This is a genomic window from Paraburkholderia sp. 22099 (genome assembly GCF_052045835.1).
GTDB classification, from domain to species: Bacteria; Pseudomonadota; Gammaproteobacteria; order Burkholderiales; family Burkholderiaceae; genus Paraburkholderia; species Paraburkholderia terricola.
This window is the reverse complement of sequence record NZ_JBQEPU010000011.1, coordinates 65,434-82,454: the sequence shown is the minus strand read 5'-3', so window position 1 is coordinate 82,454 and position 17,021 is coordinate 65,434. Positions and strand designations below refer to the sequence as shown.

The following is a 17,021-nucleotide window of genomic DNA, read 5'->3' as shown; positions in this document are numbered from 1 at the left end:
AAACCCGACCGGCTTCACGCGGTTCAACCGGACTCCACCGACATCATGGCCACCGAATTTACGCCCTTCCCGCCGCTTGCCCAGCTTGCCGCCGACCTCGCCGCCGGGCGCACCACCAGCCGCGCGCTCGTCGAAACCGCGCTCGAACGGATCGCCGATCCGGCGGGCCAGGGCGCGGTCGCCTTCATGCACGTCGACGCGGACAGCGCCCGCGCCGCCGCCGACGCGCACGACCGGCTGCGCGCGGCCGGCACGGTGCTCTCGCCGCTCGCCGGGATTCCGGTATCGGTGAAGGACCTGTTCGATATCGAGGGCCAGCCGACCCGCGCCGGCTCCATCGTGCTGGCGGGCGCGCCCGCCGCCAAGGCCGACGCCGTCACGGTCGCGCGCCTGAAGCGCGCCGGCGCGGTGATCGTCGGGCGCACCAACATGAGCGAGTTCGCGTTTTCCGGGCTCGGCTTGAACCCGCATTACGGCCATCCGTTGTCGCCGTACCGGCGCGGCGTGAAGGGCGACGAGCGGATTTCCGGCGGCTCCTCATCGGGCGCGGCGGCGTCCGTCGCGGACGGCATGGCGGCGGTCGCGCTCGGCACCGACACGGGCGGCTCGCTGCGCATTCCGGCGGCGCTGTGCGGGCTGACCGGCTTCAAGCCGACCGCCGCGCGCATCCCGAAACAAGGCGGCGTGCCGCTGTCGTCGACGCTCGATTCGTTCGGCCCGATCGGCGTCTCGGTGGCGTGCTGCGCGCTGGTCGACCGGATGCTGGCCGGGCTCGAACCGCGCATTCCGGCGGCCCGTCCGCTCGAAGGCGTGCGCCTCGGCGTACTCACTCACTACGTCACCGACGGCGTCGAGCCGGAAGTCGCGGCGGCGATCGATACCGCGCTCAAGCATCTGGAAGCGGCCGGCGCGATCGTCAGCGAAGTGCGTTTCGCGCCGCTCGACCGTTTGCCCGAGATCAACCGCTTCGGCTTTGCGCCGATCGAAGCGTATGCGTGGCATCGTCCGCTGCTGGAAAAGCACCGCGACCAATACGACCCGCGCGTGCTGGTGCGGATTCTCAAAGGCCAGCCTGCCAGCGCCGCCGACTATCTGGATCTGCTCGCGGAACGCCAGGCCATGCTCGACGAGGCCGCCCGCACGCTGTGGCAGCGTTTCGACGCGGTGGTCGCGCCGACCGTGCCGGTGGTCGCGCCGCGCGTCGCCGATCTGGTCCACGACGACGAAACCTTTGGCCGCGTCAACGCGCTGATGCTGCGCAATCCGGGCGTGTTCAACTTCCTCGATGCGTGCGCGCTGTCGCTGCCCTGCCACTTGCGCGGCGAAGCGCCGGTCGGCCTGATGCTCGCAGGCGCGCCGCACGCCGACGACGCCTTGCTCGCCATCGGCCGCGGCGCCGAAGCGGTGCTCAACGCGATTCGTTGAGCGTCGGCATGGACTCGACGGCGCTCGGTGACGGCAGTGCAGTGACGGCGCAGTGACCGGGCGGACGTTCGCGCTAGAATCGCGGGCACCGCCCTTTAGTCTAGAGAGAGCCACACGATCCATGAATAACGACGAAGCGATACTGCGCCGCGAGCGCACCCTGCTGGTCCTGCTTGGCCTGATCTGCGTCGGCCTGGTGGCCGGCGCGCTGTACCTGCAATATTTCAAGCGCGAAGACCCGTGTCCGCTGTGCATCATCCAACGGTATTTCTTCCTGCTGGTCGCGATTTTCGCGTTCCTCGGCGCGTTCTTTAACAGCTGGCGCGGCGTGCGTCTGCTGGAAGTGCTGGCGGGCTTGTCGGCGCTGGCCGGCATCGTGACCGCCGCCCGGCATGTGTATGTTCAGGCCCGGCCCGGTTTTAGCTGCGGTTTCGACGCGCTGCAGCCGCTGGTCGACGGCTTGCCGCCCGCTCAGTGGCTGCCGGGCGTGTTCAAGGTGGCCGGGCTGTGCGAAACGCCGTATCCGCCGATTCTGGGCCTGTCGCTGCCGCAGTGGTCGCTGATCGCGTTCGTGGTGGCGTTCATCGCGCTCGCGCTGAGCCTGTATCGCAATCGCGGCCGGGTGGTCTGAACGCGCTTGCCGCGTTGCAATAACGCCGGACCGCGCCGCCCGCCGTGGCGGCCGCGGTCCGGCGTTTTTTTGCCCCGAAATCCCCCCGGCGTTGCCGCATCGCGCCAAATGGCGCGACCGGCGCCCCCCGCCCAATCTCCCGCAACTTCGCGGCCTGCCGCGAATCGTACCGATCACATGACCGCTTCCGAATAAGCTTCATGCGAGAAGGGAAATATTTTCGGGGCAAGCTAGTGCTATCGTCGGACATGGATGGCGATCTACGTGCGCGAGGCCGGCTTCGGCCCGACCCCATGCGTAACGCGCGCCCGGTCCGCACTGTCTTTCGGATTCGCCATGACAACGCAAACCATCCGCTTCTATCACCAGGGGTCCGTCCGTGAGGTCGCGGGCGTGCCCGCATCGCGCACCGTGCTCCAGCATCTGCGCGAGGACCTGCATTGCACCGGCACCAAGGAAGGTTGCGCGGAAGGCGACTGCGGCGCGTGCACGGTCGTCGTCGGCGAACTGGACGCGCAAGGCGGCCTCGCGCTGAAGGCGGTCAATGCCTGCATCCAGTTCCTGCCGACGCTCGACGGCCGCGCCCTCTTCACCGTCGAAGACCTGCGCGGCGCCGACGGCGCGCTGCATCCGGTGCAACAGGCAATGGTCGATTGCCACGGTTCGCAATGCGGCTTCTGCACACCCGGCTTCGTGATGTCGATGTGGGCGCTATACGAGAACCAGCCGGCCGCCGCGGGCCTGCCCACGCGCGATGAAATCAACACCGCGCTGTCCGGCAATCTGTGCCGCTGCACCGGCTACCGGCCGATCGTCGACGCGGCGCAGAAGATGTTCGACTACCCGCACTACCCACGCGTCACGCTGGACCGCAAGGCCGTCGCCGACACGCTGCGCCAACTGCAACGCCATGACACCTTCGAATACCGCGCGCCCGACGCATGCGGCGCCGCGTTCGGCTCGCCCGCCTTCCACGCGCCGCTCACGCTCGACGCGTTCGCCAGGCTGCGCGTTGAGCATCCGCAGGCGCGGCTGCTGGCGGGCAGCACCGACGTCGGCCTGTGGGTCACCAAGCAGTTCCGCGATCTCGGCGACATGCTGTATATCGGCAACGTCGCCGAACTGAAGACGGTCGAGCGCGATGCGCAAACGCTGACGATCGGCGCCGCCGTCACGCTCGAAGACGCCTACGCGGCGCTCGCCGTCGATTACCCCGAACTGGCCGAAATGTGGACGCGCTTCGCCTCGCTGCCGATCCGCAATGCGGGCACGCTCGGCGGCAACATCGCGAACGGCTCGCCGATCGGCGATTCGATGCCGGCGCTGCTCGCGCTCGACGCCGAAGTGGTGCTGCGCCACGGCGCGAAAACGCGCACGCTGCCGCTCGACGCGTTCTATGTCGGTTACCAGAAAACCGCGCTCGCCGTGGGCGAATTCGTCGCGGCGCTGCGCGTGCCGCGGCCGGCGGGCGATCTGCGTTTTCGCACCTACAAGGTCTCGAAGCGCTACGACCAGGACATCTCCGCGGTATGCGCGGCGTTCGCGCTGCGCCTCGGCAAGAACGGCGACAGCGGCACGATCAGCGAGGCGCGCGTCGCGTTCGGCGGCATGGCGGCCACGCCGAAGCGCGCCGCGCAAACCGAAGCCGCGCTGACCGGCGCGACATGGAACGAAAGCACCGCGCGGCAAGCGATGAACGCGCTCGCCGCCGATTACCAGCCGCTCACCGACATGCGCGCTTCGAGCGCCTATCGACTGAAGGTGGCGCGCAACCTGCTGTGGCGCTTCCACCTGGAAACGCGCGATGACGCGCCGCTCGCCCTCCTCGACGTGAATGCGTTCGCGTTCGAAGCCGGCGCTCCGGACGCGGCCGTTGCGAAGGAGCCGTTGTGATGAACCGGACCGATGCGTTTGTCGACCCCGCCGCGAAGCATGAAGGAACGCAGGAAGGAAAGCACGCCGCGCCTCAGAACAACGAGACGGCGATCGGCGCCTCGCTGCCGCATGAATCCGCCGCGCTGCACGTGAGCGGCGAAGCGACCTACACCGACGACATTCCCGAACTGCAAGGCACGCTGCACGCGGCGCTCGGACTCTCGCGGCATGCGCACGCGCGCATCGTCTCGCTCGATCTGGACGCGGTCAGAAAAGCGCCGGGCGTGATCGCCGTGCTGAGCGCCGAGGACATCCCCGGCGAAAACAATTGCGGCCCCGTGCTGCACGACGATCCGATTCTCGCCGCCGACGAAGTGCTGTATCTCGGCCAGCCCGTATTCGCCGTGATCGCCGAAAGCCATGACCTTGCCCGCCGTGCCGCCGCGCTCGCCAAAAGCGACGACGTGATCCGCTACGAACCGCTCGAAGCCATTCTTACGCCCGCCGACGCGAAGGCGGCGAAGCAGTTCGTGCTGCCGCCGCTGCATCTGAAGCGCGGCGACCCGGAGGCGAAAATCGCCGCCGCGCCCAACAGGATCAGCGGCAGGTTCGAAGTCGGCGGCCAGGAGCAGTTTTATCTCGAAGGCCAGGTCGCCTACGCGGTGCCGAAGGAAATGGACGGCATGCTCGTCCATAGTTCGACGCAGCATCCGAGCGAAATGCAGCAGGTGGTCGCGCACATGCTCGGCTGGCCCGCGCATAACGTGGTGTGTGAATGCCGACGCATGGGCGGCGGCTTCGGCGGCAAGGAATCGCAATCGGCGCTGTTCGCGTGCGTGGCGGCGCTCGCGGCGAAACTGCTGCGCCGCCCGGTCAAACTGCGCGCCGATCGCGACGACGATTTCATGATCACCGGCAAGCGGCACGACGCGGTCTACGAATACGAGGCGGGCTTCGACGATCAAGGCCGCATTCTCGGCGCGCGCGTCGAAATCGCGTTGCGAGCCGGCTATTCGGCGGACCTGTCCGGCGCGGTCGCCACGCGTGCGGTTTGTCACTTCGACAACGCGTACTACCTGTCCGACGTCGACATCGTCGCGCTGTGCTGCAAGACCAACACGCAGTCGAATACCGCGTTTCGCGGCTTCGGCGGACCGCAAGGCGCGCTGGTGATCGAAGTGATGCTCGACAGCATCGCGCGTCGATTGAATCGCGATCCGCTCGACGTGCGCATGGCCAACTACTACGGCATCGGTGAACGCGACACGACGCCGTACGGTCAGCGCGTGGAGGACAACATCATCGCGCCGCTCACCGACGAGCTGCTCGCCACCAGCGACTATCGCGCGCGCCGCGCGGCGATCGCCGCGTTCAACGCGAACAGTCCGGTGCTCAAGCGCGGCCTCGCGTTCTCGCCGGTCAAGTTCGGCATCTCGTTCAACGTGCCGTTCCTGAATCAGGCCGGCGCGCTGGTGCATGTGTATAAAGACGGCTCCGTGCTCGTCAATCACGGCGGCACCGAGATGGGCCAGGGGCTCAACACGAAGGTCGCGCAAGTCGTGGCGAACGAATTCGGCGTGCCGCTTTCGCGCGTGCGCGTGACGGCGACCGATACGTCGAAGGTCGCGAATACCTCGGCCACCGCGGCCTCCACCGGCAGCGATCTGAACGGCAAAGCCGCCGAAGCCGCGGCTCGCGCGATTCGCGCACGGCTCGCGGATCTCGCGGCCAAACAACTCGGCGGCACCGCGGACGCGGTGCAATTCGCCCACGGCGAGGTGTCGGTGAATGGCGGTGCGATGCCGTTCGAGCAACTGGTCGGCGCCGCGTATCTGGCGCGCGTGCAGTTGTGGTCCGATGGTTTCTACGCCACGCCGAAAGTGCATTGGGATGCGAAAACGCTGACCGGTCACCCGTTTTATTATTTCGCGTATGGCGCGGCGGTGTCGGAGGTCGTGATCGACACGCTGACCGGCGAATGGAAACTGCTGCGCGCGGACCTGCTGCACGACGCCGGTCAATCGATCAATCCGGCGATCGACATCGGTCAGGTGGAAGGCGGTTTCATTCAGGGCATGGGCTGGCTCACCACCGAAGAGTTGTGGTGGAACCGCGATGGCCGTCTAATGACCCACGCGCCGTCCACCTACAAGATTCCCGCCGTGAGCGACACGCCGGCCGCTTTCCATGTGCGGCTCTATCAGAACCGCAACGCCGAGCCGACCGTGTTCCGTTCGAAGGCGGTTGGCGAGCCGCCCTTGCTGCTGCCGTTCTCGGTGTTCCTCGCGATTCGCGACGCGATCGCGGCTGCGGCGCCTGGTGTAACGGCCGGTGCCCAACCCGCGCCGCCGCTGCGCGCGCCGGCCACGCCTGAAGCGATTCTGGATGCCCTGGAAGCACTGCAAGCGCCCGCTGCGAACGAACTCGCAACGCAGTCCGCAACCCAGTCCGCAACAACGGACACGACAGCTTGATAAACGATACCAAGGCTCGACGCGACACGAACGCGTCACGCCGCACTCAACCGGCCGCACGGACACCCCGCGCGGCCACGCACGGAGAACCGCCGGATGCAAGCCTGGCTGCCTGACCTGCAACAACTGCTCGCGCACGGCGACGCAGCCGTGCTGGTGACGGTCGCGCGCGTCGAAGGTTCGGCGCCTCGCGGTGCCGGCACCAAGATGATCGTCACGCGCGACTCGGCGAAACATACGATCGGCGGCGGGCACCTCGAATGGAAGGCCATCGAGACCGCGCGCCAGGTGTTGCGCGACGGCATGCGCTCGCCGCACATGCGCCGCCTCGAACGTTTCGCGCTCGGCCCCAGCCTCGGCCAATGCTGCGGCGGCGCCGTGATCCTCGCGTTCGAGCGGCTCGACATCGGCGACCTCGGCTGGATCACGTCGCTTGCGAAGCGCGTGGCCGCCGGTCTTTCGACGGTGCGTAGCGTATCATTCGGCCCCGCCCCGGATGCGGTGATGCTGTCCGATCCCGAGCCGGGTGTGGATGCCGCCGACTGCCTGCTGTGGGACGGCGCCGGTTTCGACGACAGCGGCGCGCTGCTCACCGAAACCATCGCGCCGCGCGACTTCGCGGTCGTGCTGTTCGGCGCCGGGCACGTGGGCGCCGCGCTGGTTCGCGTGCTCGCCACGCTGCCGTGCAACGTGCGCTGGGTCGACGAACGCGATGCGCAGTTTCCCTCCGCGGCATCGCTGCACGCGCCGAACGTGAAGCTCGATCCGAACGACGCCCCCGACGAAGCCATCGATCAAGCCGCGCCGAACACCTACTTCATCGTGATGACGCACAACCATGCGCGCGATCTCGAACTGGCCGAGCGCATCTTGCGGCGCGGCGACTTCGCGTTCTTCGGCATGATCGGCTCGCACAGCAAGCGCAAGCAGTTCGAGCATCGGCTCGCCGCGCGCGGCATCGACCCGTCGCGGATCGCGCGAATGAAGTGCCCGCTCGGCGTCGACGGCATTCTCGACAAGTCGCCGGAAATCATCGCGATCTCGGCGGCCGCGCAATTGTTGCAGGCCGTCGAGGCGAACGCGAACCCGCGTCACGCCACGCAAACGGTCTAACGCTAACGAACTTTTGAACCACCATGAAAACAACGACCGCCACCCCGATATCGCTCGCCGAGAAAACCGCTCGCGCACCGAAGGCTGAGCTGCATATCCATATCGAAGGCTCGCTCGAACCCGAACTGATCTTCGCGCTCGCCGAACGCAACGGCGTGAAGCTCGCCTACGATTCGATCGAAGCGTTGCGCGCCGCGTATGCGTTCACCGATCTGCAATCGTTCCTCGACATCTATTACGCCGGCGCGAGCGTGCTGCTGCACGAGCAGGACTTCTACGACATGACCACCGCGTACGTGGAACGCTGCCTCGCCGACAACGTGGTTCACAGCGAAATTTTCTTCGACCCGCAGACCCACACCGAACGCGGCGTGCCGATCGCGACCGTCGTGGCCGGCATCGAACGCGCGCTCGCCGACGCGGAAAAGCGCGGCATGACGAGCAAGCTGATTTTGTGCTTCCTGCGCCATCTGTCCGAGGAAGACGCGCTCGCCACCTTCGACGAGGCGCGGCCTTTGTTCGAGCAGTACAGGCATCGTCTGATCGGCGTCGGCCTCGATTCGTCGGAGCGCGGCCATCCGCCTTCCAAGTTCGAGCGCCTCTTTGCCAGGGCGCGCGCGCTCGGCCTGAAGCTCGTCGCGCATGCGGGCGAGGAAGGACCGCCTTCGTATATCTACGAAGCGCTCGATCTGTTGAAGGTGGACCGCGTCGATCACGGCGTGCGCAGCATCGAGGACCCGGCGCTCGTCACGCGCCTCGCGGATACGCGCGTGGCGTTGACCGTGTGCCCGCTGTCGAACCTCAAGCTGTGCGTGTTCGACGACCTCACCAAGCACACGCTGAAAGACCTGCTCGATAGCGGCGTCGCGGTGACGGTGAACTCCGACGATCCGGCTTACTTCGGCGGCTACGTGAACGCCAACTACTTCGCCACCATCGACGCGTTGAAGCTCAACGATGCCGAGGTCTACACGATCATCCGCAATGGCTTCGAAGCGTCGTTCGTCACGCCCGAGGAACGCCGCGAACTGATCGCGAAGCTCGACGCGTACTGGCATCGGAACGGCTCGCACTGACGGGCCAGCGCACGGCAGCCGGCGGCGGCTGGGGTTCCTTGCGGAGCCGGGATAAAGCCGCCGTCCGCGCTGTTCGGCTTTTCACATTCGGAGACGGTTTTTCCATGACTCAATCGCCTAAAGCGGCTAAAGCGACCAACGCGGCCAACGCGGCGCCTGAAGCGGCGGCCCAATCAGCATTCCGCGCGCAACTGCTGACCTTCAACGGCGATCCCGCGCACTCGTCCAATGCCGTGGTCTTCAACGAGGACGGCTTGCTGATCGTCGAGGACGGCCACGTCGTCGCAGCGGGCGCGTATGCGGCGCTCGCGCCGCGGCTCGCGCCCGGCACGCAAGTACGGGAGATGCGCGACAAGCTGATCGTGCCGGGCTTCATCGATACGCACATCCACTTTCCGCAGACCGACATGATCGCGTCGCCGGCGCCGGGGCTGTTGCCGTGGCTCGACACTTACACGTTCCCCACCGAGCGCCGCTTCAGCGATCCGGCTCATGCGCGCGAGACGGCGAGTTTTTTCGTCGACGAACTGCTGGCTTGCGGCACGACCACCGCGCTCGTGTACTGCACGGTTCACAAGGAATCGGCGGATGCGCTCTTCACTGAAAGCGAAGCGCGCAATCTGCGCATGGTGGCGGGCAAGGTGCTGATGGATCGCAACTGCCCCGAGTTTCTGCGCGACACCGCGCAATCGGGCTACGACGACAGCGCCGAACTGATCGGCCGCTGGCACAGCCGCGGCCGTCAGATGTACGCGCTCACGCCGCGTTTCGCGCCTACCTCGACCGAAGCGCAACTCGAAGCATGCGGCACGCTCGCCCGCCTGCATCCCGATGTCTTTATTCAAAGCCACGTCGCGGAAAACACCGACGAAGTGAAATGGGTCGCCGATCTGTTCCCCGGCCACCGCAGCTATCTGGACATTTACGATCACTACGGCCTGTTGCGCCGCCGCGCGGTGTACGGCCATTGCATCCATTTCGACGACGAAGACCGCAAGCGCATGGCGCAGACCGGCGCCGTCGCGTCGCACTGCCCGACCTCGAACCTGTTCCTCGGCAGCGGCCTGTTCGACTTCGACAAGGCCGACAAAACCGGCATGCCGATCGCGCTCGCCACCGACGTGGGCGGCGGCACGTCGTTCTCGATGCTGCAAACGATGAACGAAGCGCATAAGGTCGCGCGTTTGGGCGGCCATCATCTGACGGCCACGCGCATGTTCTATCTCGCCACCGCGGGCGCGGCCGAAGCGCTCGATCTCGCGGACAAAGTCGGTACGTTGAAGCCGAAGTCCGAAGCCGACTTCGTGGTGCTCGATCCGCAAGCGACGCCGCTGCTCGCGCGCCGCACGGCGCGCACGGAGTCGTTGGAAGAACTGTTGTTCGCGTTCGCGCTGCTCGGCGACGATCGCGCCGTTTATGAAACCTATGCGGCCGGCAGGCGCGTGCATCGCCGCGACGATGTGCGCCAGCTTGCGCCGCGTGCGGCGAGAATCGCGGCCTGAAGCAAAATAGTTTGCAGGTAAAAAAACGGCGCTTCGTTGCTCCGAAGCGCCGTTTGCATTTTCCCCGCCGTATATCGCGGTCAACGCTGCGTGCATACCTCATGCAGCGCATTCAATCGACGCACCGGATCGGCCACATAGGGATTCGATTCATCCCATGCATAACCCGCCAGCACCGCGCTGATCATGCGCCGGATCGACGGCGTCTGGTCCGGGTAGTAGATGATGTCCTGCAACTCGCCGGTGTACCAGCGCTCGACGAATGCGCGGAACGTATCGATCCCCTTGCGCAAGGGCACATCGTAATCGGCGGACCAGTCGACCGGCTCACCGTTCAATTGCCGGTTCAAGGTCTGCACCGCGAGATGCGCGGAGCGCAGCGCGATCGTCACGCCGGATGAGAACACCGGGTCCAGAAACTCGCCCGCATTGCCGAGCAGCGCATAACCCGGCCCATGCAAACGCTCGACGTTCGCCGCATAGCCGCCGATCTGCCGCACCGGCATCAGGAACGGCGCGTTGCCGATCAAACGGTTGAGCGTCGGCTCCTGCTGGATCAACGCGCGCAGTTTGGCTTCGCGCTCCGCCTCCGGCACATCCAGGAAACTCGACTCCGCCACGCAGCCCACCGACGAGCGGCCGCCCGCCAACGGAATCATCCAGAACCACACGTCGCGGCGCTCGGGATGCATCGCGACACAAATCTTGTTGCGGTCGGTCGCGCCGGCCGGAATGCCGTCGCGCACATGCGTGAAGATCGCGGCGCGCGTCGGCATGCGCGTGGGCGCTTCGAGACTCAGCAAGCGCGGCAGCACGCGGCCAAAGCCGCTCGCGTCCAGCACGAAACGCGCTTCGACCTGATACGCATGATCAGCTTCATCGACCACATCGACGAGCGGCGTCGCGCCGGTGTGCATTGCGCGCACCGTGTGACCGAAGCGCACGTCGGCGCCTTGCCGCGCCGCGCAGCGAATCAGGATGTCGTCGAACACCGCGCGCTCGACCTGATACGTGGTGCCCCACCCCGGCGAATGCTTGTCGCGGAAGTCGAACGACGACGACTGATCGCGGTAGACGAAATGCGCGCCGTTCTTGTACTGGAAGCCGGCCTCGACCACCGCTTGCAGCATGCCCGCTTCCTCGAGGTAGGCCATGCTTTGCGGCAGCAGGCTCTCGCCGATCGAGAAGCGCGGGAAGTGCTGGCGCTCCAGCACCAGCACCGAGCGGCCCGCCTTGCGCAGCAACGCCGCCGCGACAGCGCCCGCCGGACCCGCGCCGATGATCGCGACGTCGACCGCCGTGCGCCGTGACGAATGTGTATCCAAATTAACCTCAATCATGTACTTGCCGCGAACAGCGTTACGCTGCATCCTTACTTCTCGTTACAATTCGCGTCGACCGTAAAACAAATATTTCGCCGGGAGCCCAGCGTGTCGCCATCCGAAACATCCAGCGTGCCTTTCGTGCCGGAAACGGCCTTCGGGATCTGGTTCCTGCGTACCCATACGTGGGAGCATCATGTGCTGCGCGTCGCGATCAACGACCTCAAACGCCTGATCGATGCGCCCTTGCCCACCGCGCCGGTGATCGTCGACGTCGGCTGCGGGCAAGGCATATCGTTTCGCCTGCTCGCCAACGCGTTCAAGCCGCAACGCATCATCGGCATCGACTTTCACGAGCCGTCGCTGGCGCTCGCCGCCAATGCGGCCAACGCGTGCCGCGACAAGCTCGCCGATATCGAACTGCTGCACGGCGACTGCGCCCAATTGCCGTTGCCCGATGCAAGCGCCGATATCGTGTTCTGCCATCAAACCTTCCATCATCTCGTCGAGCAGGAGCGCGCGCTCGCCGAGTTCCGCCGCGTGCTGAAACCGGGCGGCCTTCTGCTGTTCGCCGAATCCACCGACGCGTACATCAAATCGTGGGTGATCCGGCTGCTGTTCCGTCATCCGATGCAGGTGCAAAAGAGCGCCGACGGTTACCTCGATATGATTCGCCGCGGCGGTTTTGCGTTCGGGCAACGCAACGTTTCACTGCCTTACCTCTGGTGGAGCCGCGCGAAAGACTTCGGCCTGCTCGAACGTCTTGGCCTGTACCGTCCGCAACCCGGCAAGCGTCGCGAGACGCTCGTCAATGTGGCGGCGGTCAAAGCGGATTAGCGGCCTGGAACGTCTCACGAGGCGGTGGCCGCGCCACCGCCTCGCCTTCGCACCTGCGCTTACTTGCGCAACGTCACCACATCGCCCTTCAGCGCGACGCCCGCGATCACCGCACCCGCGCCGCATGTGAACTCGGTCGCGCTCTCGCGCACTTCGTTCTTGTAGTTGCTCTTGATGTTGATCACCGCGTTGCCGCCTTCCTTGCGCGCGCGGTCCTGCAATTCGATCACCGCCGACAGGAACACGTGCTGGCAAGCCGCGACGTCGCTCTTGCCGAACGCGTTGGTCTTCTTGTTGGTGGCGAACTCGCCGATCGTCTTGACGACGGCCGGATGCCGCTGGCCCGCGAAATACAGCGGGATGTCGTCGCCGACCTTGCCCGGCTCGCTTTTCAGCGCCTCTTCGACCGGATAGTTGCCGACCGTGTCGCGGGCAAAAACCGGCGCGCTGCCCAGCACGGCGAACGAAGCGAACAGCGCGGCACACATCAGATGGCGTTTCATTGAGGTTCCTCGTTGGTTTTTGTTGGTCAAGTGTTCTGTTTTTTATTCGGCTCAGTTCGCTTCGAGCACGACGAGCCGGCCGCTCACCGCGATCGCGGCGGCGCTCGGACTCACACCGCAGGTGAACTCGGTCGCCGAGTTGCTTTCGCTGCTGTGAAAGCGCGTCGACACGTCGATCACGGCATTGGCGTTGCGCTCGCGTGCCGCCGCGCGCAGCTTCTGCACCGCCTCGGCGAGCGCTTCATGGCAGGCGTCGTCCGGGCTCGATACCTTGCGGGCGATCCGCACGGAATACGACACGTCGCCGAGTTGGCTTTTCACCGCCGGATGATCCTGCTTGCCGAAATACACCGGCACGCCGCCGACCTGGCTCTTCACCGCCGGACGATCCTGCTTGCCGGCATTCACCGCCACGCCGCCGGGCGATTCGCCGCCCGCCGCCGCGAGCGGCAGCGACTTCACCTGCGTCGCGCAGCCCGCTTGCGTGAGCACCACGGCCGCCACTGCGCCCCATACCAAAGCTTTTTTCATTTTTGTCACCCTCGATTTTTCGAATGCGGCCGTGTCAGCCGCCCTGCCATGCTTCAAACATCAGGCTCGCGCAACTGCCGCCGAACCCGAACGACACCGACATCGCCGTGTCGATACTTGCAGCGCGCGTCGTTCGCACGAGCGGCATGCGTTCGACATCGGGCTCCGGCGTTTCGATGCCCGCCGTGCCCGCGATGAAACCGTCGCGCATCATCAGCAGCGTGTAGATCGCCTCGTGCGCGCCGCACGCGCCGAGCGGATGCCCGGTCATGCCCTTGGTCGACGAAAACGCCGGAACCTCGCCACCGGACGCCACGCCGAATACCTCGTTCAACGCACGCAGTTCCTCGATGTCGCCGAGCGGCGTCGACGGTGCGTGCGTGTTGACGTAGTCGGGCCGCTTGCCCGCTTCGTCGAGCGCGCCGCGCATCGCGCGCGCGATCCCCGCCGCACGCGGCGCGACCATGCCCGCGCTATCCGTGCACTCGCCGAAGCCCGTCAGCTCCGCGTGGATGCGCGCGCCGCGCGCCAGCGCATGCTCCAGCGCTTCGACCACCAGCACGCCGCCGCCCGAGGCGATCACGAAGCCGTCGCGCGCGGTGTCATAAGGACGCGACGCCGCTTGCGGCGTGTCGTTGAAGTGCCGCGACAACGCGCCCATCGCATCGAACATCAGCGTCATGTTGTCGTGCAGCGCTTCGCTGCCGCCCGCCAGCACGATCTGCTGACGGCCGCTCTGAATCAGTTGCATCGCCTGGCCGAGCGCGAGCGCCGAGGTCGTGCACGCCGACGACGGCGAATAGCCGACGCCTTCGAGCCCGAACACCTGCGCCACATTCGCCGACGCGGTGCTGCTCATCGCCTGCGGCACCGTGTACGGCGGCACTTTCTCGACGCCGCGCGCATGGGCGATCGCCATCGCCGCGTCGTAACTCGCCATCGCGCCGACGCCCGAGCCGATCACCGCGCCGGCGCGCGGCGAATGCAGCGCGGCGGCGTCGAGCCCGGCGTCGGCGATCGCCTGGCGCGCGGCATGACACGCGAAACGCGCGGTGTCGCCCATGAAGCGTTCGAGCTTGCGCTCGAACGGCGGCTCGTGCGCGACCGAGGCGACGCCCGCCACCTGCGAGGCGAAGCCGCGCTCGCGCCACGCGTCGATCCGCTGGATGCGCGAGCGGCCCGCGCGCAAGGCGGCGGACACTTCGTCGAGCGTATTGCCGAGGCACGACACGATGCCCATGCCGGTCACGACCACGCGTTGCAGCTTGCGTTGTGCCGCCACGCTCATCGAACGCGCCTGAAAATCAGCGACGTATTGATGCCGCCGAACGCGAAGTTGTTGCTCATCACATGCTCGGCGTCGATCTCGCGCCCCGCGCCGACGATGTAATCGAGCGGCGCGCAAGCCGGGTCCACGTTCGCGAGATTCAAGGTCGGTGCATACCAGTTGCGCTTCATCATCTCGATGGTCCACCACGCTTCGAGCGCGCCGCACGCGCCGAGCGTGTGGCCGACGTAGCTCTTGAGCGAACTGATCGGCATGCGCTCGCCGAAGGTCTGCGCGGTCGCATGGCTTTCGGCGATGTCGCCGCGATCCGTCGAAGTGCCGTGCGCGTTCACATAGGCGATCGCTTGCGGCGGCAGTTGCGCGTCGGCGAGCGCGAGCCGCATCGCGAGCGCCATCGTTTCGGCGGTCGGCTGGGTCATGTGCGCGCCGTCCGAATTGCAGCCGAAGCCGACGATCTCCGCGTGAATCCGCGCGCCGCGCGCCACCGCGTGTTCGTACTCCTCCAGCACCAGCGTGGCCGCGCCTTCGCCGACCACGAGGCCGTCGCGCGCGGCGTCGAAAGGACGCGGCGTGAGATGCGGCGCGTCGTTGCGCGTGCTGGTGGCGTACAGCGTGTCGAACACGGCGACCGCCGGGCCCGACAGTTCTTCCGCGCCGCCCGCCAGCATCAGCGTCTGCTTGCCGGCCTGGATCGCTTCATACGCGTAGCCGATCGCCTGGCTGCCCGACGCGCACGCGCACGAGGTCGGAATGATCCGCCCTTTCAGGTCCCAGAACAGGCTCACGTTGACCGCCGCCGTGTGCGGCATCATCTGCACGTAGCTGTTCGACGTGACGTCGCTCATCGAGCCGGTTTCGAGCATCGTGCCGAACGCGCGAATCGGCTGCACCGAGCCCGACGACGAACCGTAGGCGACGCCCATGCGGCCGTCCTTGATGCTCGCGTCTTCGGCGAGGCCGGCGTCCATCAACGCCAGTTCGCTCGCGCGCACCGAGTACAGGGAGACCGGCCCCATCGAGCGCGTTTTCTTGCGCGGATAGTGCGCGGGCGCGTTGAACGCCGGCAGCGGACACGCAAGCCGCGTATGCAGCGATTCGAAGTAATCCCATTCGGGCATGCGCCGCACCGCGTTCACGCCGCTCTTCAGGCGCGTTTCGATGACGTCCCAGCTATCGCCGAACGCGGTCACGCCGCCCATGCCGGTAATGACGACGCGCTTCATCACACCATCCCGCCGTTGACGCCGATCACCTGGCGCGTGACATAGGAGGCCGCATCCGACATCAGGAAGCTGACCACGGACGCCACCTCGGCAGGCTGGCCGACGCGGTTCATCGGCACCGTTTTCAATGCATGTTCGAGCGGCATCTCGTCGAGCATGCCGGTTTCGATCAGTCCCGGGGCCACGCAATTGACGGTGATATTGCGCGTCGCCAGTTCGACGGCGAGCGCCTTGGTCGCGCCGATCAAACCGGCCTTGGCCGCGCTGTAGTTGACCTGGCCGCGGTTGCCCATCACGCCCGACACCGACGCGATCGTGACGATGCGCCCGCCCTTGCGCGCGCGCACCATCGGCATGGTCAGCGGATGGACGACGTTGTAGAACGAGTCGAGACCGGTTTCGATCACGATGTCCCAGTCTTCCTCGGTGAGCGCGGGGAACGCGGCGTCGCGCGTCACGCCCGCGCTGCACACGATGCCGTAATACGGGCCGTGCGCCGCCACGTCCGCTTCGAGCACCTCGCGGCACACGGCGCGCTCGCGCACGTCGAATTGCAGCACGCGCGCCGTGCCGCCTTGCGCGGCGATGCCCGTCGCGACCGCCTCGGCTTCGGCGCGTCCCGTGCGGCAATGCACGGAGATGGCGAAGCCGTCGGCGGCCAACTGATACGCAATCGCGCGGCCAATGCCGCGGCTTGCGCCGGTAACGAGAACACGCCGGCTCATGAACTGAAACTCCCTTCGATGAATGACTGAAAATCGGCCGGTTGAAACACCTTGATCACCGCCTCGGCGCAGCACGCGTCGCCATCGTGGATCGTGCATTCATAGGCGCCGTGGCCTTCCTCGCTGCGCAGCAGTTCGGTGGCGTGGATCAGCAATTGCGCGCCGCCCGCGAACGACGCCTGCAACGCCTTGTAGCTGCGCGAACCGAGCAGCACGCCGGGACGCGCGCGGCCGCCGCCGCGCATGGCCAGCAACGCGACGTGCGCGGCGATCGCCTGCGCCATCAACTCGATGCCGATCCATGCGGGCATCGCGCCCTCGGCGTTCGCATACCACGCGTCGGCGCGCACGGTGGCGCGCGCGCTCAGCGTCTCTTCGCTGAAACTGCTCACCGCGTCGAGCAGCAGCATGGTGCCCCGATGCGGGATGATCGCTTCGATCGGTTGATCGATCAGTTCCTGGAGAGTTGGCGTCGGGTTCATCGCGCGCATTATCG

General features: G+C 66.6%; 15 protein-coding genes. 8 read left to right on the top strand and 7 right to left on the bottom strand.

All coding sequences use genetic code 11. The features are described 5' to 3' along the window. Nucleotides 1–45 precede the first annotated feature (45 nt). The 7 genes from ACTJLC_RS13025 (at nt 46) to guaD (ending at nt 10,096) form a co-directional block, all read left to right on the top strand. Nucleotides 46–1,425 (top strand): amidase, encoded by a 1,380-nt coding sequence (locus ACTJLC_RS13025; RefSeq protein WP_310130180.1) that lies wholly within the window; start codon nt 46–48, stop codon nt 1,423–1,425. Nucleotides 1,426–1,546: 121 nt separating this feature from the next. Beyond that, nucleotides 1,547–2,056: a disulfide bond formation protein B gene (locus ACTJLC_RS13020; protein WP_154873374.1), complete on the top strand. Its 510-nt coding sequence runs from the start codon at nt 1,547–1,549 to the stop codon at nt 2,054–2,056. A 336-nt stretch (nt 2,057–2,392) separates the two neighbouring features. Then, nucleotides 2,393–3,949, top strand: coding sequence for a xanthine dehydrogenase small subunit (xdhA, locus tag ACTJLC_RS13015; RefSeq protein ID WP_310130177.1), 1,557 nt, complete (start codon nt 2,393–2,395; stop codon nt 3,947–3,949). Beyond that, on the top strand, nt 3,949–6,405 hold the full coding sequence (gene xdhB / locus ACTJLC_RS13010) for a xanthine dehydrogenase molybdopterin binding subunit (protein WP_310130174.1): 2,457 nt from the start codon (nt 3,949–3,951) through the stop codon (nt 6,403–6,405). Before xdhA ends, xdhB begins: the two co-directional genes overlap by 1 nt. A 96-nt stretch (nt 6,406–6,501) precedes the next feature. Then, nucleotides 6,502–7,518, top strand: a complete 1,017-nt coding sequence (gene xdhC, locus ACTJLC_RS13005) for a xanthine dehydrogenase accessory protein XdhC (protein WP_310130171.1) — start codon at nt 6,502–6,504, stop codon at nt 7,516–7,518. A gap of 23 nt (nt 7,519–7,541) precedes the next feature. Next, entirely contained in the window at nt 7,542–8,594 is a 1,053-nt protein-coding gene (locus ACTJLC_RS13000) for an adenosine deaminase (RefSeq protein ID WP_310130169.1), read from the top strand. A 104-nt stretch (nt 8,595–8,698) separates the two neighbouring features. Next, the gene (gene guaD / locus ACTJLC_RS12995) at nt 8,699–10,096 is read left to right on the top strand and encodes a guanine deaminase (protein ID WP_310130166.1); all 1,398 of its coding nucleotides are present in this window, start codon (nt 8,699–8,701) and stop codon (nt 10,094–10,096) included. Nucleotides 10,097–10,176: 80 nt separating this feature from the next. Here guaD and ACTJLC_RS12990 read toward each other — a convergent pair whose 3' ends face one another. Then, complete coding sequence (locus ACTJLC_RS12990) at nt 10,177–11,436, bottom strand: NAD(P)/FAD-dependent oxidoreductase (RefSeq protein WP_374710275.1); 1,260 nt, start codon at nt 11,434–11,436, stop codon at nt 10,177–10,179. Nucleotides 11,437–11,526: 90 nt separating this feature from the next. Between ACTJLC_RS12990 and ACTJLC_RS12985 the strand changes: the two genes are divergently transcribed. Next, nucleotides 11,527–12,255, top strand: coding sequence for a class I SAM-dependent methyltransferase (locus ACTJLC_RS12985; protein ID WP_083083289.1), 729 nt, complete (start codon nt 11,527–11,529; stop codon nt 12,253–12,255). Nucleotides 12,256–12,314: 59 nt separating this feature from the next. On the opposite strand, the gene ACTJLC_RS12980 is transcribed toward ACTJLC_RS12985, so the two are convergent. The 6 genes from ACTJLC_RS12980 to ACTJLC_RS12955 are packed head-to-tail and all read right to left on the bottom strand — an operon-like array spanning nt 12,315 to nt 17,007. Then, entirely contained in the window at nt 12,315–12,758 is a 444-nt protein-coding gene (locus ACTJLC_RS12980) for an excinuclease ABC subunit A (protein ID WP_073427129.1), read from the bottom strand. 51 nt (nt 12,759–12,809) lie between these two features. Continuing rightward, nucleotides 12,810–13,289: a signal peptidase gene (locus ACTJLC_RS12975; RefSeq protein WP_073427128.1), complete on the bottom strand. Its 480-nt coding sequence runs from the start codon at nt 13,287–13,289 to the stop codon at nt 12,810–12,812. Nucleotides 13,290–13,323: 34 nt separating this feature from the next. Continuing rightward, complete coding sequence (locus ACTJLC_RS12970) at nt 13,324–14,577, bottom strand: beta-ketoacyl-[acyl-carrier-protein] synthase family protein (protein WP_310130158.1); 1,254 nt, start codon at nt 14,575–14,577, stop codon at nt 13,324–13,326. Next, nucleotides 14,574–15,800, bottom strand: coding sequence for a beta-ketoacyl-ACP synthase (locus tag ACTJLC_RS12965; RefSeq protein WP_114163050.1), 1,227 nt, complete (start codon nt 15,798–15,800; stop codon nt 14,574–14,576). Before ACTJLC_RS12965 ends, ACTJLC_RS12970 begins: the two co-directional genes overlap by 4 nt. Next, nucleotides 15,800–16,525 (bottom strand): 3-ketoacyl-ACP reductase FabG2, encoded by a 726-nt coding sequence (locus ACTJLC_RS12960; RefSeq protein ID WP_310130154.1) that lies wholly within the window; start codon nt 16,523–16,525, stop codon nt 15,800–15,802. Before ACTJLC_RS12960 ends, ACTJLC_RS12965 begins: the two co-directional genes overlap by 1 nt. Continuing rightward, nucleotides 16,522–17,007, bottom strand: a complete 486-nt coding sequence (locus ACTJLC_RS12955) for a hotdog family protein (protein WP_310130151.1) — start codon at nt 17,005–17,007, stop codon at nt 16,522–16,524. Before ACTJLC_RS12955 ends, ACTJLC_RS12960 begins: the two co-directional genes overlap by 4 nt. Nucleotides 17,008–17,021: the final 14 nt, after the last annotated feature.